At 60.0% G+C, this 24,920-nt stretch carries 8 protein-coding genes; 3 read left to right on the forward strand and 5 right to left on the reverse strand.

Translation table 11 applies throughout. The features are described from left to right. Positions 1 to 37: 37 nt before the first annotated feature. The gene (locus KSS96_RS02465) at positions 38 to 17,644 is read left to right on the forward strand and encodes an Ig-like domain-containing protein (protein WP_217855696.1); all 17,607 of its coding nucleotides are present in this window, start codon (positions 38 to 40) and stop codon (positions 17,642 to 17,644) included. A gap of 125 nt (positions 17,645 to 17,769) precedes the next feature. Further along, positions 17,770 to 18,108, forward strand: coding sequence for a tryptophan synthase subunit beta (locus KSS96_RS02470; protein WP_065879524.1), 339 nt, complete (start codon positions 17,770 to 17,772; stop codon positions 18,106 to 18,108). A gap of 55 nt (positions 18,109 to 18,163) precedes the next feature. On the opposite strand, the gene lapD is transcribed toward KSS96_RS02470, so the two are convergent. Both lapD and lapG read right to left on the reverse strand, forming a co-directional pair. Then, positions 18,164 to 20,110 carry a cyclic di-GMP receptor LapD gene (gene lapD / locus KSS96_RS02475; RefSeq protein WP_017529574.1) on the reverse strand — a complete coding sequence of 649 codons (1,947 nt, stop codon included), beginning with the start codon at positions 20,108 to 20,110 and terminating at the stop codon, positions 18,164 to 18,166. Between the two features lie 11 nt (positions 20,111 to 20,121). Further along, positions 20,122 to 20,838 carry a cysteine protease LapG gene (gene lapG / locus KSS96_RS02480; RefSeq protein ID WP_032883508.1) on the reverse strand — a complete coding sequence of 239 codons (717 nt, stop codon included), beginning with the start codon at positions 20,836 to 20,838 and terminating at the stop codon, positions 20,122 to 20,124. A 265-nt stretch (positions 20,839 to 21,103) separates the two neighbouring features. On the opposite strand from lapG, the gene bcsQ reads away from it, so the two are divergent. Next, positions 21,104 to 22,063 (forward strand): cellulose biosynthesis protein BcsQ, encoded by a 960-nt coding sequence (gene bcsQ / locus KSS96_RS02485; protein ID WP_017529572.1) that lies wholly within the window; start codon positions 21,104 to 21,106, stop codon positions 22,061 to 22,063. A 239-nt stretch (positions 22,064 to 22,302) separates the two neighbouring features. Here bcsQ and KSS96_RS02490 read toward each other — a convergent pair whose 3' ends face one another. The 3 genes from KSS96_RS02490 to KSS96_RS02500 are packed head-to-tail and all read right to left on the reverse strand — an operon-like array spanning position 22,303 to position 24,852. Then, the gene (locus KSS96_RS02490) at positions 22,303 to 23,490 is read right to left on the reverse strand and encodes a methyltransferase (RefSeq protein ID WP_135196351.1); all 1,188 of its coding nucleotides are present in this window, start codon (positions 23,488 to 23,490) and stop codon (positions 22,303 to 22,305) included. Then, positions 23,471 to 24,160, reverse strand: a complete 690-nt coding sequence (locus KSS96_RS02495; protein ID WP_017529570.1) for an ABC transporter permease — start codon at positions 24,158 to 24,160, stop codon at positions 23,471 to 23,473. Before KSS96_RS02495 ends, KSS96_RS02490 begins: the two co-directional genes overlap by 20 nt. Beyond that, positions 24,160 to 24,852, reverse strand: a complete 693-nt coding sequence (locus KSS96_RS02500; RefSeq protein WP_026067402.1) for an ABC transporter permease — start codon at positions 24,850 to 24,852, stop codon at positions 24,160 to 24,162. The genes KSS96_RS02495 and KSS96_RS02500 overlap by 1 nt, the downstream gene beginning before the upstream one ends. Positions 24,853 to 24,920 lie beyond the last annotated feature (68 nt).

Raw genomic sequence — 24,920 nt, forward strand, 5'->3', positions numbered from 1 at the left:
TGGATACCCCCGAACGGCAATACACGGAGAGTCTTTTATGAGCAGCGTTGCGGTCGTCAAAAGCATTGTCGGTCAAGTGTTCGCAGTTTCCCCGGAAGGGATTCGCCGCCTGCTCGTAGAAGGGGACCGCTTGGTCGCGGGTGAGCAGGTCGATACCGGCGCATCTGGCGCTGTCTCGCTGGAGCTGGCGGATGGCCGGGTCATCGACCTGGGCCGCGACACTCAGTGGAGCGCCAGCGCTCCTGACTCGTCCACCGACCTCAGCGCCGCTACCGCACAGGCCGCACCGTCCGTCGCCGAACTCCAGCAAGCCATCGCTGCCGGTGCCGACCCGACCCAAGTCCTTGAAGCCACGGCTGCCGGCCCGACCTCCGCTGGTGCCGATGGCGCCGCCGGCGGCGGCCACAGTTTTATCGTGCTGGAAGCCACCGCAGGCGTGGTTGACCCCACCATTGGTTACCCGACGACCGGCTTGAATGCCGGTGACGCCGTAGGTACAACCCAGACCGCCGGCGACAATAACGGCGTCGATCCGCGTAACGTCACCATCACTCTGACCGCCACGCCGACCATCACCGAAGCAGGCGGCGTTGTTGTTTACACCGTATTCATCACCCAGGCGCCGACCAGCGACCTGACCGTCACCTTGTCTAACGGCCTGGCGGTTGTCATCGCGGCCGGCCAGACCTCGGGCGTACTGAACGTCACGTTTGCCGGCAATGACACGCCCTACCTGGATGCCTCGTCGATCTCCGCCACCATCGCCGGCACCTCCGGCGGCGGCAACCTGATCATCACCACTGACCCGGCGCCGGCCGTTACCCAGATCAACGACACCATCGACACCACCACCGTCACGCTGACCGCGACCGCATCGGTGGATGAAGGCGGCAAGATCGTCTACACCGCGACCGTGACCAACGCGGCGCAGACAGACGTTGTTATCAAGCTGTCCAACGACCAGACCATTACCATCGAAGCGGGCAAAACCACCGGTACGGTCAGTATCGACACGCCCGCGAACCTGGCCGATGGCAAAGACCTGGTCGTCAGCGCCACCATTACCAGCGCCACCGGCGGTAATTACGAGAACCTCGCGATCAACCCGCAAGCAGCCACCTCTACCGTGGTTGCCGTGGACGATCCTAGCGTTTTGCAGGCTGATACCAACACCATCGCCGAAGATGGCGTTGCGACCGGCAACGTGCTGAGCAACGACAGCGACATCGACAACGTCCTGGCCGTATCGACCTTCAGCGTGGGTGGCAATACATTCAACGCTGGCCAAACCGCCGTTATTGCCGGCGTGGGTTCCATCACCATTGGGGCTGATGGCGCGTACACCTTTACTCCGGTTAAAGACTTCAATGGTGAAGTGCCGCAAATCGGCTACACCACCAATACCGGTTCCAGCAGCACGCTGAATGTGAACGTCGACGCAGTTGATGATGCCAGCGTTCTGAAAGCCGACACCGGCAGTGCGTTGGAAGATACCGTTGCCACCGGCAATGTGCTGACCAACGATGTCGACGTCGATAATGCCCTGACCGTCGCCACTTTCAACGTCAACGGCACCACTTACACCGCCGGTCAAACCGCCGTCATCGCGGGCGTTGGCTCTATCACCATCGGTGCCGACGGCGCCTACGCCTTCACTCCGGTCAAAGACTTCAACGGTGATGTGCCGCAAATCGGCTACACCACCAACACCGGTTCAAGCAGCACGCTGGATGTGAAGATCGAAGCGGTTGACGACGCGAGCGTCTTGAAAGCCGACACCGGCAGCGCGTTGGAAGATACCGTTGCCACCGGCAACGTGCTGAGCAATGACAGTGACATTGATAGTGTATTGAGCGTTGCCACCTTCAACGTCGACGGCACTACCTACACTGCCGGTCAAACCGCAATCATCGCGGGTATTGGCAGCATCACCATCGGCACCGATGGCGCCTATGCGTTCACGCCGGTCAAAGATTTCAACGGTGACGTACCGCAAATTGGCTACACCACCAACACCGGCTCCAGCAGCACGCTGGACGTGAAAATCGAAGCCGTTGACGACGCTAGCGAACTCAAAGCTGACACCGGCAGTGCCTTGGAAGACACCGTTGCCACCGGCAACGTGCTGACCAATGACGTTGACGTCGATAACGCCCTGACCGTCGCGACCTTCAACGTCAACGGCACCACTTACACCGCCGGCCAAACCGCGATCATCGCGGGCATTGGCAGCATCACCATCGGCACTGACGGCGCGTACGCCTTCACCCCAGTCAAAGACTTCAACGGCGACGTACCGCAAATCGGCTACACCACTAACACGGGCTCCAGCAGCACGCTGGACGTGAAAATCGAGGCCGTTGACGACGCGAGCGTCCTGAAAGCCGACACCGACAGTGCCTTGGAAGACACCGTTGCCACCGGCAATGTGCTGACCAACGACGTCGATGTTGATAACACCCTGACTGTCACAAGCTTCAACGTCGGTGGTACCACCTACACCGCCGGCCAAACCGCAATCATCGCGGGCATTGGCAGCATCACCATCGGCACTGACGGCGCGTACGCCTTCACCCCAGTCAAAGACTTCAACGGCGACGTACCGCAAATCGGCTACACCACTAACACGGGCTCCAGCAGCACGTTGGACGTGAAAATCGACGCCGTTGACGACGCGAGCGAACTCAAAGCCGACACCGGCAGTGCCTTAGAAGACACCGTTGCCACTGGCAATGTGCTGACCAACGACGTCGACGTCGACAACACGCTGACTGTCACGAGCTTCAACGTCGGTGGTACCACCTACACCGCCGGCCAAACCGCAATCATCGCGGGCATTGGCAGCATCACCATCGCCACCGATGGCGCGTACGCCTTCACCCCGGTCAAAGACTTCAACGGCGATGTGCCGCAAATCGGCTACACCACTAACACGGGCTCCAGCAGCACGCTGGACGTGAAAATCGAAGCCGTTGACGACGCGAGCGAACTCAAAGCTGACACCGGTAGCGCCTTGGAAGACACCGTTGCCACGGGCAACGTGCTGACCAATGACGTCGATGTTGATAACACCCTGACTGTCACGAGCTTCAACGTCGGTGGTACCACCTACACCGCCGGCCAAACCGCGATCATCGCGGGTATTGGCAGCATCACCATCGGCACCGACGGCGCATACGCCTTCACCCCGGTCAAAGACTTCAACGGCGATGTGCCGCAAATCGGCTACACCACTAACACGGGCTCCAGCAGCACGCTGGACGTGAAAATCGAGGCCGTTGACGACGCTAGCGAACTCAAAGCTGACACCGGCAGTGCCTTGGAAGACACCGTTGCCACCGGCAATGTGCTGACCAATGACGTTGATGTCGATAACACGCTGACTGTCACGAGCTTCAACGTCGGTGGTACCACCTACACCGCCGGCCAAACCGCAATCATCGCGGGCATCGGCAGCATCACCATCGGCACCGACGGCGCGTACGCCTTCACGCCGGTCAAAGACTTCAACGGTGATGTACCGCAAATCGGCTACACCACCAACACCGGCTCTAGCAGCACGCTGGATGTGAAGATTGATGCGGTTGATGACGCGAGCGAGCTGAAAGCCGACACCGGCAGTGCCTTAGAAGACACCGTTGCCACTGGCAATGTGCTGACCAACGACGTCGACGTCGACAACACGCTGACTGTCACGAGCTTCAACGTCGGTGGTACCACCTACACCGCCGGCCAAACCGCAATCATCGCGGGCATTGGCAGCATCACCATCGGCACCGACGGCGCCTACGCCTTCACCCCGGTCAAAGACTTCAACGGCGATGTACCGCAAATCGGCTACACCACCAACACCGGCTCTAGCAGCACGCTGGATGTGAAGATTGATGCGGTTGATGACGCGAGCGAGCTGAAAGCCGACACCGGCAGCGCCTTGGAAGACACCGTTGCCACGGGCAACGTGCTGACCAACGATGTCGATGTCGACAACACCCTGACTGTCACAAGCTTCAACGTCGGTGGCACCACCTACACCGCCGGCCAAACCGCGATCATCGCGGGCATTGGCAGCATCACCATCGGCACCGACGGCGCCTACGCCTTCACCCCGGTCAAAGACTTCAACGGCGATGTACCGCAAATCGGCTACACCACGAACACCGGTTCCAGCAGCACGCTGGACGTGAAAATCGAAGCCGTTGACGACGCGAGCGAACTCAAAGCCGACACCGGCAGTGCCTTGGAAGACACCGTTGCCACTGGCAACGTGCTGACCAACGATGTCGATGTCGACAACACCCTGACTGTCACAAGCTTCAACGTCGGTGGCACCACTTACACCGCCGGTCAAACCGCGATCATCGCGGGCATTGGTTCTATCACCATCGGTACTGATGGCGCGTACGCCTTCACCCCAGTCAAAGATTTCAACGGCGATGTACCGCAAATCGGCTACACCACTAACACCGGTTCCAGCAGCACGCTGGACGTGAAGATCGAAGCGGTTGATGACGCCAGCGTCTTGAAAGCCGACACCGGCAGCGCCTTGGAAGACACCGTTGCCACCGGCAATGTGCTGACCAACGACGTCGATGTTGATAACACCCTGACTGTCACGAGCTTCAACGTCGGCGGTACCACCTACACCGCCGGTCAAACCGCCGTTATCGCGGGCATTGGTTCTATCACCATCGGTACTGATGGCGCGTACGCCTTCACGCCGGTCAAAGACTTCAACGGTGATGTACCGCAAATCGGCTACACCACCAACACCGGCTCTAGCAGCACGCTGGATGTGAAGATTGATGCGGTTGATGACGCGAGCGAGCTGAAAGCCGACACCGGCAGCGCCTTGGAAGACACTGTTGCCACTGGCAATGTGCTGACCAATGACGTCGATGTCGACAACACCCTGACTGTCACGAGCTTCAACGTCGGTGGTACCACCTACACCGCCGGCCAAACCGCGATCATCGCGGGCATTGGCAGCATCACCATCGGCACTGACGGCGCGTACGCCTTCACCCCAGTCAAAGACTTCAACGGCGACGTACCGCAAATCGGCTACACCACCAACACCGGCTCTAGCAGCACGCTGGATGTGAAGATTGATGCGGTTGATGACGCGAGCGAGCTGAAAGCCGACACCGGCAGCGCCTTGGAAGACACCGTTGCCACGGGCAACGTGCTGACCAACGATGTCGATGTCGACAACACCCTGACTGTCACAAGCTTCAACGTCGGTGGCACCACCTACACCGCCGGCCAAACCGCGATCATCGCGGGCATTGGCAGCATCACCATCGGCACCGACGGCGCCTACGCCTTCACCCCGGTCAAAGACTTCAACGGCGATGTACCGCAAATCGGCTACACCACGAACACCGGTTCCAGCAGCACGCTGGACGTGAAAATCGAAGCCGTTGACGACGCGAGCGAACTCAAAGCCGACACCGGCAGTGCCTTGGAAGACACCGTTGCCACTGGCAACGTGCTGACCAACGATGTCGATGTCGACAACACCCTGACTGTCACAAGCTTCAACGTCGGTGGCACCACTTACACCGCCGGTCAAACCGCGATCATCGCGGGCATTGGTTCTATCACCATCGGTACTGATGGCGCGTACGCCTTCACCCCAGTCAAAGATTTCAACGGCGATGTACCGCAAATCGGCTACACCACCAACACCGGCTCTAGCAGCACGCTGGACGTGAAGATTGATGCGGTTGATGACGCAAGCGAGCTGAAAGCCGACACCGGCAACGCCTTGGAAGACACCGTCGCCACCGGCAATGTGCTGACCAATGACGTTGACGTCGATAACGCCCTGACCGTCGCGACCTTCAACGTCAACGGCACCACTTACACCGCCGGCCAAACCGCAATTATCGCGGGCATCGGCAGCATCACCATCGGCACCGACGGCGCGTACGCCTTCACGCCGGTCAAAGACTTCAACGGCGACGTACCGCAAATCGGCTACACCACCAACACCGGCTCTAGCAGCACGCTGGATGTGAAGATTGATGCGGTTGATGACGCGAGCGTCTTGAAAGCCGATACCGGTAGCGCGTTGGAAGACACCGTTGCCACCGGCAATGTGCTGACCAATGACGTCGACGTTGATAACACGCTGACTGTCACGAGCTTCAACGTCGGTGGTACCACCTACACCGCCGGTCAAACCGCCGTTATCGCGGGCATTGGTTCTATCACCATCGGTACTGATGGCGCGTACGCCTTCACGCCGGTCAAAGACTTCAACGGTGATGTACCGCAAATCGGCTACACCACCAACACCGGCTCTAGCAGCACGCTGGATGTGAAGATTGATGCGGTTGATGACGCGAGCGAGCTGAAAGCCGACACCGGCAGCGCCTTGGAAGACACCGTTGCCACGGGCAACGTGCTGACCAACGATGTCGATGTCGACAACACCCTGACTGTCACAAGCTTCAACGTCGGTGGCACCACCTACACCGCCGGCCAAACCGCGATCATCGCGGGCATTGGCAGCATCACCATCGGCACCGACGGCGCCTACGCCTTCACCCCGGTCAAAGACTTCAACGGCGATGTACCGCAAATCGGCTACACCACGAACACCGGTTCCAGCAGCACGCTGGACGTGAAAATCGAAGCCGTTGACGACGCGAGCGAACTCAAAGCTGACACCGGCAGTGCCTTGGAAGACACCGTCGCCACCGGCAACGTGCTGACCAACGATGTCGATGTCGACAACACCCTGACGGTCACAAGCTTCAACGTCGGCGGTACCACCTACACCGCCGGCCAAACCGCAATCATCGCGGGCATTGGCAGCATCACCATCGGCACCGATGGCGCCTACGCCTTCACCCCAGTCAAAGATTTCAACGGCGACGTACCGCAAGTCGGCTACACCACCAACACCGGCTCCAGCAGCACGCTGAACGTGAATATTGAAGCGGTCAACGACGCCCCGGTACTCGGCAACGCTTCGACCAACGCCTTCGGCGACACTTACATCGAAGGCAAGCCGGGCGGCTACGTCGCGGCGAACCTGACTATCAGCGATGTCGACAACGACACGCTGCAAAGCGCCAAAGTCACGCTGGCCAACCCGCTGGCCGATGACGTCCTGATCGCAGATGCCAGCAACGCCAAAATCACGGTCAGCTATGACAAAGACACCGGGGTACTGACCCTGTCCGGTGAAGCCACGAAGGCCGAATACCAGGAAGTCCTGCGTTCGGTGCACTTTGCCAGCGAAAGCCAGAACCCGGTCGCTACCGACCGCACCCTGACCATCACCGTGAACGATGGCCAACTGAACTCGGCGCCTGTGACCTCCGTGGTGAAAGTGGTTCCGGTCAACGATCCGCCTGAGGTCGCGTTCGACAGCACCACGTTTGCCGAGCAAGCCGACGCGGGTGCACTGGTTAAAAACCTGAGCATCAGCGATGTCGACAACTCCACCTACAGCAAAGTGGTGGTCACCGTTGACCACCTGGCGTCCGGTGATTTGCTCAGCAGCGCCGATGTGCTCAAGGCCCTGGCCGTTGCCGGTATCACCATCGCCCAAACCGGCGGTGCCGCCGATGGCAGCATCGTCTACACCCTCACCAGTGATTCGCCAGCCGGCAGCAGCGCGGCCGACTTCATCAAAGTGGTCGAGGCGATCACCTTCCAGAGCCCAGGCAACAACCCGGTCGGTACGGATCGCAGCGTCACCATCGCCGTCACCGATATCGGCGGGGGCAACCTTGACCGTGAGCCTGCGCTAACCGGCAGCGCCACCGGCAAGGTCACCATCGACCTGTTCAACGATGCACCGACAGCGGCGGCTACCCCTGCCGGCGCCGATGAAGACCACGCGGCCACCATCGTACTGAGCGGTGCCGATGTGGACGGTACTGTCGCCAATTTCGTCATTACCACCTTGCCGGAAAACGGCAAGCTGTACAGCGACGCAACCCTGACAACCGAACTCAAAATCGGTGATGCAGTGCCGGCAGGCGCTGATGGCAAGGCATCGGTGTACTTCTCGCCGACCAGCGACTGGAGCGGCAACACCTCGCTCACCTTCACCGCGGTCGACAATGGCGGTAAAGCCAGTGGCCAAACCACAGCCGCCATCACCATCGCCCCAGTGACCGACGCCCCGCACCTGGGCCTGCTCGGTGGCGGCGTTGTGAGCTCGATCAACTTCGACGGCGCCGCCCTCAACGGTTCGTGGGGCACGGTGGCGGTCGGCGACGCCAATAACGCCGCCGGCACAACGGCGACCACCCCCTGGTTGACCGGTAACAGCGACGGCAAAGTCGAAATCGGCCAAAGTGGCGTCTACGGCGTAGACACCCCAGGCAACAGCCAAGTCATCGAACTTGAGAAAAACGCCGGCGACGACGCCAGCCTGTACACCCTCATCAAGGCCGAATCCGGCACGGCGTACAGCATCAGTGTCGACTACTCGCCGCGTGCGGGCGCCGAGAACAATTCGGTGATCGATGTGTTCTGGGGCGGCGTCAAAGTCGGCACCCTGGATGCAACCACCGTTGGCATGAAGACCTACACCTTCGTCGTGCCTGTCACCGTCGACGGTGATGCCAAACTCGAATTCAAAGCCCCTACCAGCAATTCGCTTGGCGGTGTACTGGATAACATCAGCGTCACTCAGGTACTGAACACTGGCCTGGAAGACCACGCGATCAAGCTGTCCGCGATTGACGCCTACGCCACCGACAAAGATGGCTCCGAGACGCTCAAACTGGAGATCAGCGGTATACCGGACGGTGCGACTCTTACCGATGGCGCGGGCCACACCTTCACCGCGACCGCTGGCAGCCAAAGCATCGATATCAGCGACTGGAACAAGGCCACACTGGTCTTCAACCCGGCGCCAAACGCCAACGGCCTGGTAAACCTCACCGTGACCGCCACCGCGCAAGATGGCGATGCAGCACCCAAGTCCGAGTCAATTACGCTGCCGATCAAAGTGATTGCGGTCGACGATCCGAGCGTATTGGGCGCGGATACGGGCAGTTCGTTGGAAGACCAGGTTGCCACCGGCAATGTGCTGACCAACGACAGTGACGTCGACAGCGTGTTGAGCGTTGCCAGCTTCAACGTGGGCGGTACTACCTACACTGCGGGCCAAACTGCGGTTATTGCTGGCGTGGGTTCTATCACCATCGGTGTCGATGGCGCGTACGCCTTTACTCCGGTTAAAGACTTTAATGGTGATGTGCCGCAAATTGGGTACACCACCAACACCGGATCGAGCAGCACGCTGGATGTGAAGATTGACGCGGTTGATGACGCGAGCGTCTTGAAAGCCGATACCGGCAGTGCGTTGGAAGACCACGTTGCCACGGGCAATGTGCTGACCAACGATGTCGATGTCGACAACACCCTGACTGTCACGAGCTTCAACGTCGGTGGTACCACCTACACCGCCGGCCAAACCGCGATCATCGCGGGCATTGGTTCTATCACCATCGGCACCGACGGCGCATACGCCTTCACTCCGGTTAACGACTTCAACGGCGATGTACCGCAAATCGGCTACACCACCAACACCGGTTCCAGCAGCACGCTGAATGTGAACATCGTGGCGGTTGACGACGCGAGCGTCCTGAAAGCCGACACCGGCAGTGCCTTGGAAGACCACGTTGCCACCGGCAATGTGCTGACCAACGATGTCGATGTCGACAACACCCTGACTGTCACAAGCTTCAACGTCGGTAGTACCACCTACACCGCCGGTCAAACCGCGATCATCGCGGGCATTGGTTCTATCACCATCGGCACCGATGGCGCCTATGCGTTCACCCCGGTTAAAGACTTCAACGGCGACGTGCCGCAAATCGGCTACACCACCAACACCGGTTCCAGCAGTACGCTGAATGTGAACATCGTGGCGGTTGACGACGCGAGCGTCCTGAAAGCCGACACCGGTAGTGCCTTGGAAGACCACGTTGCTACGGGCAATGTGCTGACCAACGATGTCGATGTCGACAACACCCTGACTGTCACGAGCTTCAACGTCGGTGGTACCACCTACACCGCCGGCCAAACCGCGATCATCGCGGGCATTGGTTCTATCACCATCGGCACCGACGGCGCATACGCCTTCACTCCGGTTAACGACTTCAACGGCGATGTACCGCAAATCGGCTACACCACCAACACCGGTTCCAGCAGCACGCTGAATGTGAACATCGTGGCGGTTGACGACGCGAGCGTCCTGAAAGCCGACACCGGCAGTGCCTTGGAAGACACCGTTGCCACTGGCAATGTGCTGACCAATGACGTCGATGTCGACAACACCCTGACGGTCACAAGCTTCAACGTTGGTGGCACCACCTACACAGCCGGCCAAACCGCAATCATCGCGGGCATTGGCAGCATCACCATCGGCACCAATGGCGCCTACGCCTTCACCCCAGTCAAAGACTTCAACGGCGATGTACCGCAAATCGGCTACACCACCAACACCGGTTCCAGCAGCACGCTGAACGTGAACATCGTGGCGGTTGACGACGCGAGCGTCCTGAAAGCTGACACCGGCAGCGCCTTGGAAGACCACGTTGCCACGGGCAATGTGCTGACCAACGACGTTGATGTCGACAACACCCTGACTGTCACAAGCTTCAATGTGGGTGGTACTAACTACACAGCCGGTCAAACCGCGATCATCGCGGGCGTTGGTTCTATCACCATCGGCACCAACGGTGCGTACGCCTTCACCCCGGTCAAAGACTTCAACGGCGATGTACCGCAAATCGGCTACACCACCAACACCGGTTCCAGCAGCACGCTGAATGTGAACATCGTGGCGGTTGACGACGCGAGCGTCCTGAAAGCCGACACCGGCAGCGCCTTGGAAGACCACGTTGCCACGGGCAATGTGCTGACCAACGACGTTGATGTCGACAACACCCTGACTGTCACAAGCTTCAATGTGGGTGGCACCACCTACACAGCCGGCCAAACCGCAATCATCGCGGGCATTGGCAGCATCACCATCGGCACCAATGGCGCCTACGCCTTCACCCCAGTCAAAGACTTCAACGGCGATGTACCGCAAATCGGCTACACCACCAACACCGGTTCCAGCAGCACGCTGAACGTGAACATCGTGGCGGTTGACGACGCGAGCGTCCTGAAAGCTGACACCGGCAGCGCCTTGGAAGACCACGTTGCCACGGGCAATGTGCTGACCAACGACGTTGATGTCGACAACACCCTGACTGTCACAAGCTTCAATGTGGGTGGTACTAACTACACAGCCGGTCAAACCGCGATCATCGCGGGCGTTGGTTCTATCACCATCGGCACCAACGGTGCGTACGCCTTCACCCCGGTCAAAGACTTCAACGGCGATGTACCGCAAATCGGCTACACCACCAACACCGGTTCCAGCAGCACGCTGAATGTGAACATCGTGGCGGTTGACGACGCGAGCGTCCTGAAAGCCGATACCGGCAGTGCCTTGGAAGACACCGTCGCCACAGGCAATGTGCTGACCAACGACTTCGATGTGGACAGCGCATTGAGCGTTGCGACCTTCAACGTCAACGGCACCACCTACACCGCCGGCCAAACCGCGATCATCGCGGGCATTGGCAGCATCACCATCGGCACCGACGGCGCGTACGCCTTCACGCCGGTCAAAGACTTCAACGGCGATGTACCTCAAATCGGCTACACCACGAACACCGGTTCCAGCAGCACGCTGGATGTGAAGATTGATGCGGTTGATGACGCGAGCGAGCTGAAAGCCGACACCGGCAGTGCCTTGGAAGACACCGTTGCCACCGGCAACGTCCTGACCAACGACGTCGATGTTGATAACGCCCTGACTGTCACGAGCTTCAACGTCGGTGGTACCACCTACACCGCTGGTCAAACCGCGATCATCGCGGGCGTTGGTTCTATCACCATCGGCACCGACGGCGCCTATGCGTTCACTCCGGTCAAAGACTTCAACGGCGATGTACCTCAAATCGGCTACACCACCAACACCGGTTCCAGCAGCACGCTGGACGTGAAGATCGAAGCGGTTGATGACGCCAGCGTCTTGAAAGCCGACACCGGCAGTGCCTTGGAAGACACCGTTGCCACCGGCAATGTGCTGACCAACGATGTCGATGTCGACAACACCCTGACTGTCACGAGCTTCAACGTCGGTGGTACCACCTACACCGCCGGCCAAACCGCGATCATCGCGGGCATCGGCTCTATCACCATCGGCACCGACGGCGCCTATGCGTTCACCCCGGTTAAAGACTTCAACGGCGACGTGCCGCAAATCGGCTACACCACGAACACCGGTTCCAGCAGCACGCTGGATGTGAAGATTGAAGCGGTTGACGACGCGAGCGTCTTGAAAGCCGACACCGGCAGCGCGTTGGAAGATACCGTTGCCACCGGCAACGTGCTGAGCAATGACAGTGACATTGATAGTGTATTGAGCGTTGCCACCTTCAACGTCAACGGCGCTACCTACACTGCCGGTCAAACCGCCGTTATCGCGGGCATTGGCAGCATCACCATCGGCACCGACGGCGCCTACGCCTTCACCCCAGTCAAAGATTTCAATGGTGACGTACCGCAAATCGGGTACACAACCAACACCGGCTCTAGCAGCACGCTGGACGTGAAGATCGAAGCTGTTGACGACGCGAGCGTCCTGAAAGCTGACACCGGCAGCGCCTTGGAAGACCACGTTGCCACGGGCAATGTGCTGACCAATGACGTTGATGTCGACAACACCCTGACTGTCACAAGCTTCAATGTGGGTGGTACTAACTACACAGCCGGTCAAACCGCGATCATCGCGGGCATTGGTTCTATCACCATCGCTACTGATGGCGCGTACGCCTTCACCCCGGTTAAAGACTTCAACGGCGATGTACCGCAAATCGGCTACACCACCAACACCGGTTCCAGCAGCACGCTGGACGTGAAAATCGAAGCCGTTGACGACGCGAGCGTTCTGAAAGCTGACACCGGCAGCGCCTTGGAGGACCACGTTGCCACTGGCAATGTGCTGACCAATGACGTCGATGTCGACAACACCCTGACGGTCACAAGCTTCAACGTTGGTGGCACCACCTACACCGCCGGCCAAACCGCAATCATCGCGGGCATTGGCAGCATCACCATCGGCACCAATGGCGCCTACGCCTTCACCCCAGTCAAAGACTTCAACGGCGATGTACCGCAAATCGGCTACACCACCAACACCGGTTCCAGCAGCACGCTGAATGTGAGCATCGTGGCGGTTGACGACGCGAGCGTCCTGAAAGCCGACACCGGCAGTGCCTTGGAAGACACCGTCGCCACAGGCAATGTGCTGACCAACGACTTCGATGTGGACAGCGCATTGAGCGTTGCGACCTTCAACGTCAACGGCACCACCTACACCGCCGGCCAAACCGCGATCATCGCGGGCATTGGCAGCATCACCATCGGCACCAATGGCGCCTACGCCTTCACTCCGGTCAAAGACTTCAACGGCGATGTGCCGCAAGTCGGCTACACCACCAACACCGGCTCTAGCAGCACGCTGGATGTGAAGATTGATGCGGTTGATGACGCTAGCGTCTTGAAAGCGGATACCGGCAGTGCCTTGGAAGACCACGTTGCCACTGGCAACGTGCTGACCAACGATGTCGACGTTGATAACACCCTGACTGTCACAAGCTTCAACGTCGGTGGCACCACCTACACCGCCGGCCAAACCGCGATCATCGCGGGCGTTGGTTCTATCACCATCGGCACCAACGGTGCGTACGCCTTCACCCCGGTCAAAGACTTCAACGGCGATGTACCGCAAATCGGCTACACCACCAACACCGGTTCCAGCAGCACGCTGAATGTGAACATCGTGGCGGTTGACGACGCGAGCGTCCTGAAAGCCGACACCGGCAGTGCCTTGGAAGACACCGTTGCCACCGGCAATGTGCTGACCAACGACTTCGATGTGGACAGCGCATTGAGCGTTGCGACCTTCAACGTCAACGGCACTACCTACACCGCCGGTCAAACCGCGGTCATCGCGGGCGTGGGCAGCATCACCATCGGCACCAACGGTGCGTACGCCTTCACGCCGGTCAAAGACTTCAACGGCGATGTGCCGCAAGTCGGCTACACCACCAACACCGGTTCCAGCAGCACGCTGAACGTGAACATCGTGGCGGTCAACGACGCGCCGACTGCAACCAATGGCTACGTCGACAGCAAGGAAGACACGTCGGTCGAGCTGACCTGGTCCACCTTTGGCGTCAAGGATGTGGACTCCGCGAACCCGAAAGTGGTGTTTACCAGCCTGCCGGCCGGTTCCATCGAGTACAAAGTCAACGGCCAGTGGGTCGCGCTGACCTCGTCGGATCTGAAAACCGATACTTCAGCCGGCAAGGCATTCAGCCAATCTGACTTCGATAACCACAACGTGCGCTACACCCCGGCGGCCAACGAGTCGGGTGACAACAGCTTCGGCGGCACCAGCGTGGGTAACAAGCAGGGCGATTACACCGAGCTGAAGTTCCAGGCTACCGACGGCAGCGCCTACAGCGACACCAAAACCATCACGGTGGACATCCACCCGGTAACGGATGTGCCGGTTGTGGTCGTGCCCCCATTCGCCGCAGTGCCGACAGGGTTGGTCATTCAAACCTGGACCGGTGGCACGCTCGCTAAAGACCTGGGCACTAACGGTAATGGTGTTGCCCAGTCCAGCGACCTGATCAAGGTGATCGACGCTAAGACCGCCGCCAGCGCAGTCTCGACTGCGGTCATCAACAATGTCAGCAACGGCAGTGTGGCGGAGGGCACGGCGACTAAAGTCTCTGGCCTGATCTACCTGGAAGCCGGCAAAAGCTACACCTTCACCGGTACGGCCGACGACAGCCTGGCGATCACCGTGGGCGGCAAGTTGGTCGCTTCCGAAACCTGGAGCAAGGGCAGTGCGATTACCGGGACGGCCTATACGCCGACCGAGTCGGGTTACTACACCCTCGACATCTACCACTACAACCAGGCGGGCGGCGGCAACTACGACGTCAATGTGTCGATCAACAACGGCCCGTCGATGTCGCTGGGCAACAGCGGTGTGCAGACCTATACCAGTGTGGAAGCGTTGAAAGCCGCCGGCGCGGTGCTGGGCGATAGCCATGTGGTCAATGGCGAAGGCTATTACACCGGCTACGTCTACAACCGTGGGCTGGAAGACACCGCCATCAAGGTCGCTCCGATTACCACCACGTTTGTCGACAACGACGGCTCGGAATCCCACAAGGTGGAAATCAGCGGCTTGCCCAAAGGTACCGTGATTACCGATGGCACCACGGGCCACAGCTACACCTCCACCGGTACCGCCGCGCTCTACGATGTCAGCGACTGGAACCTGAAAACCCTGAAGGTTACGCCGCTCAAGGACTCGACCGCCAGCTTCGATATCACCGTGAAAGCGACGGCCAAAGAGTTGAGCACCGGGGTCGAAGAGGTGACGACCGGTAAAGTGAGCATCGTGGTCACCCCAGTCAACGACGCACCGACCCTGGACCTCAGCACCGCGGATGGTGCTGTCGCCACCGGCTACAACGCCTCGTACACCGAGCGCAGCAACACCGGTGTTTCGATTACCGGCAGCGTGGCCATCGCTGACGTCGACAGCACCCAGATGCAAAGTGCGACCATCACCCTGAAAAACGCCAGTGCGGGTGATCAACTCGGCTCCAGCCTGGTGACGGTAGGGGGCACCTACAAAGGCATTACCCTGACCAGCGTCGGTACGGACGTCAGCGGCAAGATCGTGCTGACCCTGTCGGGTGCGGCGGATGCGGCTACCTACAAGACGCTGCTTGAGTCGTTCCAGTACTCCAGCACCAGCAAGTACCCGGCGATCGGCGATCGCACCATTGATGTCTCCGTGACGGACAACGAGGGTGGCAACAGCCTGAGTTCGTCTGTGGCGACAACGACCATCACGGTCAAGTCCCAGGTCTACAACACTGTCGCCGAAGGCGGCGCGGCGGCGGACACCATCGATCTGGGCACAAGCTCAGCCAACAACATTGTGGTGGGCGACAAAGGGGGTATCACTACGCCGGGTTCCAACTACAACATCGCGTTTGTTGTGGATACCTCGGGCAGTATCGGGTCGTCGGCGATGAACTCGATCAAGGGCCAGCTCTCGAGCATTTTCGACACCCTGATCGCTAACGCGAAGATGACGGGCTCGGGTGTAGTGAAGGTGTTGCTGGTCGACTTCGACACCAAGGTCGAGTCGCTGGTGTCGGTCAACCTGGCGGACCAGGCTGCCGCCAAGGCTGCCCTGCAGGCCGTGTTGAATAACATGGCTTCCAACCCGAACGACATGACCAACTACGAAGACGCCTTCAATGCGGCAACGGCCTGGTTCAAGAGCGCTGACGCCACCAGCAACACCGGTGCGAAAAACCTGACGTATTTCATTACCGACGGCGAGCCGAATGTCTACAACGTGAAGTACGACAGCATCAGCCTGGGCTCAACCAGCTACTGGTGGGGCAATAACGTCAGCTTCGACAACAAGGTCAACAGCAGCACCTATACCCTGGGCCAGACCACTGCGCTCACCGCAACCGTCTACGACCAGACACGGGTCATCGTGGACACTGACGGCAAGGTCTACTCGTATGACTCGTCCGGCACCCGGATCTTCCAAGGTTACGTCGTGTCCGACGGCCATGGTGGTTTCGACGTGGCGGGGGCTGCCAGCAATAGTCGCTATGACTATGCGTTGGACAACGCCAAGGCGGCTTACACCGCGCTGACCACCTCGGTGGCCGGCGGGGTTGAAGTGCAGGCCATCGGCCTGGGCAGCAGCGTCGACAAAGACATGCTGCAAAAGTACTTCGATACTGACAAGACGGTCAGCACGATCGATACCGCGAAGCTGGCCGACACCATCACCGGCCACACCGCCGACACTGGTGCGGACAAGGTTTCCGGTGGTTCGGGCAATGACATCCTGTTCGGTGACCTGATCAGCTACAACGGCCAGGAAGGCAACGCCGCACTCAAGGCGTTCGCTGCCGAGAAGCTGTCCACCACGGTCGATCACATCGATGACCGTACACTGCATCAGTTCGTCACCGAGCATGTGCAGGACATCGGTGCATTGGCCAGCGCGTCGAACATCTACGGTACCAAGGATGGCGGCGACACCCTGATCGGCAACGCCGGCGATGACATCCTGTTCGGCCAGGGCGGTAACGACAACCTCTCCGGTGGTGCAGGCAACGACATCCTGGTGGGCGGCAAGGGCAATGACACCCTGACCGGCGGCGCGGGTGCGGATACCTTCGTGTGGCTCAAAGGCGATACCGGCAGCGACACGGTCACCGACTTCAAGCACAGCGAAGGCGACAAGCTGGACCTGTCCGATTTGCTGCAAGGCAATAACGACACCAACCTGTCCAGCTACTTGAAGTTGACCACCGACGCATCCGGCAACTCGACGTTGAGCGTGAGCAGCAGCGGTTCGTTCACCGCCCAGGGCGGTACGGCCGATGTCACGATCAAGATCGATGGCGCCAATTGGGGCTCCGGCAGCACCGCGATCAATAACCTGATCGCCGGTGGCGACCTGACCGTCAAGCATCACGACTGATCACCCGGCAGCGCCAATCTTCAAGGATTGGCGCTGCATGGGCATCAGCGTCGGGAAAATCTGTGTAATCTCTGCGAGGGCACCTGCTTGGAGCCTGCAGGGATTTTTTTATTGGGAGAACGTTAATGTTCTACGTGCAACGCGATCAACAGAACGCTTTGGTTCGCGTCGAGGCGGATGCCTTCGCCGGGGCCACCGAGACGCTGGAGGCCGACCATCACGAGATTCTGGCGTGGTTTGCCGATGATGCGGTGGACAACAGCCTCAAGCATCTCAGGCAAAGCGACCTTGAGATGATCCGCGTGCTTGATGACTTGATCCAGGTGCTGATCACCAAGAACGTGATGAGCATCACTGACTTGCCGCCGGCGGCACAGGCCAAGTTTTTGGAGCGTACCAAGGCGAGGGCGACATTGGGCGGCTTGAGCGAGCTGATCAATGACGATGAAACCGGCTTGATCTGACGCTGCGCACCTCCTTCACGGGTTGACCGTCAAGGAGGCGTGAGCGGTCAGTGCGTCACTTCCAAGGCGCCGGCTCACCGACCAGTTGGCCTTGCACGCCTTCAATACCCATCTCGCGGATCACCCGCAATTCACCCTCGGTTTCCACCCGCTCGGCAATCAACGGCAGATCAATGCTGTGGGCGGCGCGCTGGATCGCCTCGATAAAAAAGCGCTTGTGGCTTTCCTGATCAATGGCACGGATGTAGCTGCCGTCGACCTTCAGGTACGCCAGGCCCAGGTTCGCCAGGTTGCCGATCATGCTGAAACGCCCGCCGAAACGTTGCAGGCCCAGGCTGTAGCCCAGGCTGCGCATGCGTCGGGTGAGGCGCTCCAATTGGGTTTGTTCGGGCACTTGCTCTTCGCCGATTTCCAGCGTCAGGCGCGGCCCCAGTGCGGGGTGTTGGGCCAGGCGTTCGAACACCCGCTCCAACGCTTGCGGGTCGTTCAAGGTGGCGGCCGAGAGGTTCAACGCCACCGATTGGTTGTGTTGCGTGAGGTGTTTGATCACCAGGTCGAGCATCAGTTGATCGAGCCGCGCCGTCCAGCCGAAGCGCTCCAGCCAGGGCAGAAAATGGCCTGCCGCAATGGTCTGGTCCTGACTGTCGAGCAGGCGTGAAAGTACCTTGTAGTGCAGCACTTGCTGGGTGTCACGGCTGCTGACCACCGGTTGGAAAAACAAGCGGAAGCGACCCTGGTTCAGGGCGTTGTCGAGCAAGGTGTGCCAGTTGTGCGGGTCATCGCTGACGGTGCCGGGCGCCTGGCGTTCCAGGCAGACCCAGGTGGGGCCGCTGCCGGCTTCAGCCTGGGCCAGCGCTTGGTCGGCCAGCATCAACAGGTCGGCTGAGGCATCGCCAGGGTTGTACGGCGCCAGCCCGATATAAGCCACGGCCGACATGTCGGTGGCTCCCGTTTCGTGCAGGCTTTGCAGGGTGCTTTCCAGATCTTGGGCCAGTTGCAGCGCTTCATCACGTACCAGGCCCGGGGCAAGGACCGCGAACTCGCCGCCACGGCTGCGGGTAATCAGGTTTTGAGTTTCCGGGTATTTGGCGCAGGTGCGCACCAGTTGCTGGCTGACGGCTTGCAGCAGTTGGTCGGTGCGTTGCCCGCCAAGACGTTGGTTGAGGCCGCTCAAGTCATTGACCCGCAATATCAGCAGGTAACCTGAACTGGGCTCCTCCAGGTTGCTGACGCGAGACTGCAGTTGCATCTCGAAATAGCGACGGTTCGCCAGGCCCGTCAGGCTGTCTTGGTAAGACTCCACACGCAGTTTCTCGCTACGCTCGGTCTGCTCATGGAACAGCGCCTTGAGCTTCTCCACCATCTGGTTCATGGCCTGCACCACCCGCCGCAGCTCCGGGGTGCGAGGCAGGTCGGGCAAGCTCAGGAACTCGCGACGGGCGATGGCGTGCGACTGCTCGACCATATAGTCCAGCGGCTTCAGTTGACGGCGCAGCAACAGCGCGCCCAATACCGCGCTCACGGCGCCGCACACCAACAACCAGCCCAGGCTGCCCAGCGCGCTCTGCCACAGCTTGGCCAGTGCAAACATCGGGTGGCTGACCACTTCAACCCGTGCCGCCTGCTGCCAGCCACGACTGACGATGGCATCGCCACCGGCCGGCGCCAGGCCGATCATCTTCACGAACCAGGCGGGCACGCCGCTGGCATCCGGTTCGGCGGCCCGCTCCACCAGCACCTGGTTATTGCTCAGGTCTATCACACGGATGCTCGCGTAATAGCCACTGTCAAAGATCGAACTGACCATCAGCTCGGTCATCGCCGGGTCATCAATGTTCGGGGTCAGCGACAGCGCCAGTGCGGTGGCCGCGTCCTGGGCATGGGAGCGCAGTTGGTTGACGTACTGTGTACGCGAGCTTTCCAGGCTGACCATGAAGCTACCGCTGAACGCGACCACCAGGAACACGCAGATAGCGATCAGCAATTGTTTGAACAGTGACATCGTAGCTCCTGTTAATTATCCGAACTGGCCGGAAACCCTTCAGCGGTCATTTTTTTCAAGACATCCTGCCAGCGTGACAGGCGCTTGGTGTCACCGACTTTTTTGTTGCCCGCCGCGCCGGTCAGCCACAACCCTTCGCCGTTGAACGCATAAACGGGCAGCAGGTCGGTGCGTTGGCTGGCCGGCAGGATGGGGTCCATCAGGCTGTCCAGCACCAAGGGCATGGCTTCGGGGCTTGCATAATACGTCAGCACCATATGCGCACGGTTCTGGCGCAAGGCCTTGACGTAGGTGATGCGCAGCTTTTCGGCCGGCACACCCAAGTGCCGCAGGCTGAAGTATTTGGCGATGGCATAGTCTTCACAATCGCCAGCGCCTTTCCAGAGGGATTGAATGGGGGTGGCCCAATAATCCACTTCGTGCCACAGGTCGATGTCTTCCTCGTAGCGCAACTGGCGGTTGAAGAACAGGTTGACCACTTTGAGCTGCTCGCTCTCGCTGACCTGCTTTTGTGTCGACAGCAATTGTTGCCAGGCATCGATACGCTGGCGGCCGGGGCCGAGTGCCCCATACAGTGTTTCGGCGCGACGGCTGATCTGGCTGAAATCCCAGTCCGCGAGCAAGTCGCCGAGCAGGCCGCCACCCAGCAATACAGTGATGGCGAAACCGTACAGAATTCGCGGAAGTTTAAAGCGTATCGCCACTGCGATTACCAGAGCTTGCAGCATTGAAGATGGGGCAATGGTGCGGTGATAGCGGCTAAAAAACAATGGCACGATGAAATCATCGGTGCTTGAAGGCATCAAGGGTGCGTCAGTAAATTGGCCAATTTCCGCTCGTCTGAAAGGGTTGTGGCTATTTCATCAAAATAATGACACTCGTCCCCCGCTGTCACAGAATGTATCCCATCGGCGCTTACAAAAAGACTTGCGGTAAAGCCTTGTTTTACCGACTTCTCAGGTCTTTATCGGGCGCCGTGAAGGAGGCCCGGCCATGAGTCGCACCGATGACCTGTTTGCCTTGCCCGGCAAGCGCGTCGCCCGTGATCCCAGGGGCAAAAAACCGCGCGTGCATTTTTTTGGCACTCTGCCATTCGATGATGGCACCCGTGTAAACCAAAAAGAGGGCCAGCGCTTTGGCGCGCAGCCGTCCTACGTCAATGACACACCCCACAACCCTCAACCCATTGCGCTGCGCCCGACCGTGGTGGCGTTGATATCCGTCAATGGTGGCGTTGGCCGCAGTACCCTCGCCACGGCGTTGAGCAGCGGCTTGCGGCGCATGGGTAAGTCGGTAGTGGCATTGGACCTGGACCCCCAGAACGCCTTGCGCCAACACTTTGGAGTCGACCATGAGCGCGCCGGCGTGGGCGGCGGCAGCCTGCTCAAGACACCCTGGGCGACCCTCCTGCAGGCGGGGTTCTCCGGTTGCCAAGTGCTGCCTTTTGGCGATACCGATACCCCGCAGAAAGAAAACCTGCAGCGCTGGCTCGCGCGTGAGCCGCAATGGCTGGTGCGGCACCTGTCGGCATTGGCGTTGAGCGAAGCGCATACGGTGATCATCGATACACCCGCTGGCAACAACGTTTACCTTCATCAAGCACTGAGCGTGGCCGACATCGTGCTGGTCGTCGCCCAGCCCAATGCGGCGTGCCTCGGCACGTTGGATCAACTCGACGCGCTGTTGGCCCCCCATCTTGAGCGAGAGCCCGCACCTCGATGTCACTTTGTGATCAATCAGCTGGATGAGCACTCGACGTTCAACCTGGGAATGCTCGATGCCTTCAAGTTGCGCCGCAGTGAATACCCCTTGGCGGTCGTGCATCGCGACCCGGTGTTCAGCGAAGCCCTGGCCTTTGCGACGGACCCGCTCGATAGCAAGGCGCCAAGCCCTGCGCGTGACGATATCGGCGACCTTTGCCGGTTATTGGTCACCCGCAAAAGCACCGCGTAAGCGCGGTTTATAAGCGTAACGCCGGATGCTTATACACAATTGGTTGGTGAGGGGCTCATGGCTCAGCCGTTTTGTGGAGCCGTTCTCATCCCGCTGCAACTGCCTGTTTTACGTGCGTTTTATGAGATGAACAAAAAATGAACAAAGTGGGTTTTGGCCGTTAGCGCAGGTGGCTACAGGCTCCGTAAAGAATTCATCAACAGAGTTATCCACAGGTTGGCATGCGACAATTTTGCCCTTTAATCGCGCTCGGCAAGCACCATCAAGTTGCGCGGCGTCAATGCCGGATCGCAGAAGCTGCCTACCTCAACCCTGTAGCCGCGTTCGCGCAGAAACAGTGCCCGATCCAGTACCAGCCACAGCTCCAGCGGGCGCCGAAACAGCCCACGCAGCAATTCCAGGTTTCTGACTTCGGCGAGGCGCCGCCAGCCATCGGCCTCCACCGCGGCCCACTGCTGTTTCCCTGTGGATAACCCTTTGAGGTCGGCCAATGCCTGGCAGTAATCGGCAAAGGGCTTGGCCAGCCAACTGGCGGGCAGCGAAGGGGTGGGCAGGTACTCATCGCAGCCGCGTATCTGGCGTTGCAACTGATCGAACGCCAGGCGGCGGGCCATCGACGTGTCGCGTTGCTGGCGCACGCGTTTGCCTGCGGTGACGGTTTCGCTGAGGGGCAGCCCGAGGTCGTCGATCGACAGTCGCAGGGTTGAGGCACGGCCTGCTGCGCAAAGTGGCTGGTAGGTGGGTGTATTGATGCGGTTATAGCAGCAGGGTGCCACTGCCAGTTGCTTGCAGCCGGCGGCGCTGGCCAGTTGCAACAGGCGCACGTGCAGGTCGCCGCAGGCGTGCAGGGCGACTGGCGTGTGCTCCGCGTTGAGCACCACGTGCGCCATCACATCTTGCAGGCGATGGGTAACGGTCAGTCGATGGTGGTCGCTCAAGGCTTGGCCGGCCGCGATCAAGGCCGGGTCATGTTCCAGGCAGGTCAGTTGCTGGCCGGTGCACAGCAGTCGCCGGCCAAGGTGGCCTTTGCCGGCGCACCAGTCCAGCCAGTGGGTCGGCGTTTGCGCAAAGTGAAGGGCCGCGCCGAAGGCTTCGATCTGTTGCCATTTGCGGCCCGGTACGTCGACGCTCAGGCGATGCGCGGCGGGTGGCAAGCGCTGCGCCGGTAACTTATCCACAGCGCTGAGGCGCACGGCCTCGGCGGCCAATGCAGCGAAAGGCGCGGGCGCGGGCACTTCATGAGGGTGGTTGTGGCTGGTTTCGGCATCGGCCAAGGTGCGTTGGCGCAACCATTGGGCGAGTTCGGGCAGTTCGCTTTCCCAAGGCAACCGTTGATGCGTAAAGGGCCGTGGTCGCCACAGCCCTTGATGCTCGGTCAGGAACGCATCCAGCGCTCTGAAGCGTGTTTCAACGTCCCTGGCAGGCATCGACGCGCAGCCAGCGTTCCAGCAGTTTGAAGCCTTGTACCAACAGGTAGGAGATCAAGAGATAGAACACGCCGGCAGTGAAGAACATTTCCACGGTCAGGTAATTGCGCGCAATGATCGTGCGGGCCATGCCGGTCAGTTCCAGCAAGGTCACGGTGCTCGCCAGCGAGCTGGCCTTGAGCATCAGGATCACTTCGTTGCTGTAGGCCGGCAACCCGATGCGGGCGGCGCGGGGCAGGATGATATAGAACAGCGTCTTGGGCCGGGACATGCCCAGGGCGCGAGCCGCTTCGATTTCTCCAGGCGGGATGGCCTGGATGGCGCCGCGCAGGATCTCGGCGATATAAGCGGCCGTGTGCAGGGTCATGGTGGCGGTGGCACACCAGAACGGGTCGCGCAGGTACTTCCACATGAAGCTGGAGCGGATGCTGTCGAATTGGGCCAGGCCGTAGTAGACCAGGAACAACTGCACCAGCAGCGGCGTACCGCGGAAGAAAAAGATGTAGGCATAAGGCAGCGAGCGCACGTACCAGCGCTTGGAAGAGCGCGCGATACCCAGCGGGATGGCCAGGATAAGGCCGAGAACCACGGCGATGCCGACCAGCTCAAGGGTCAGCACGGCGCCCTGGATAAACTTCGGCAGCCACTTAAGGATGACTTCCCATTCCATTACGTCGTCCTCACGAAGCCGCGTGCGGCGCGGTTTTCCAGCAAGTGCATCGCCACCATCGACAAGGATGTGAGGCCCAGGTAGATGAGCGCGGCGACCATGTAGAAGGTGAACGGCTGTTTGGTGACGGTGACGGCGATTTGCGCATGGCGCATGATTTCTTCCAGGCCGATGACCGTGACCAGCGCGGTGTCCTTCATCAGGATCAGGAACAGGTTGCCCAGCCCCGGCAGGGCGATACGCCACATCTGCGGCATGATCAGCCGGGTGAAAATGCGCGACTTCGACAGGCCCAACGCCACGCCGGCTTCTCGGTGGCCTTTGGGGATCGAGATGATCGCACCGCGTAGCACTTCTGTGGCGTAGGCGCCGAAACACAGGCCCAGCGCGATCACGCCAGCGGCGAAGGCGCTGAGCGACAAGTCGGGAATGCCGAGCCATTCACCCAGCCCGCGCATGGCGTTGATGGTGCCGAAGTAAATCAGCAACACCCACAACAGCTCCGGCACGCCGCGAACGATGGTCGAATAAGTACCGCCCAGCCATTGCAGCGGCTTGTACGGCGAAGTCTTGGCCAAGGCACCGGCAAGGCCCAGTAGCAACCCCAGGCACAGGGCCGTGAGCGCCAGTTTGACGGTCATCAGCGCGCCGGCGGCAAGCGCGGGGCCGAATCCGTAAAGATCGAGATTCATGGTGTTTTCATATCGCGGCAGGCATTGCATAAAGCCGGCGCGCTCAAGGGAGCGCGCCGGTCAGGTCG

The sequence above is a fragment of the Pseudomonas asgharzadehiana genome (genome assembly GCF_019139815.1).
Classification (GTDB): Bacteria; Pseudomonadota; Gammaproteobacteria; order Pseudomonadales; family Pseudomonadaceae; genus Aquipseudomonas; species Aquipseudomonas asgharzadehiana.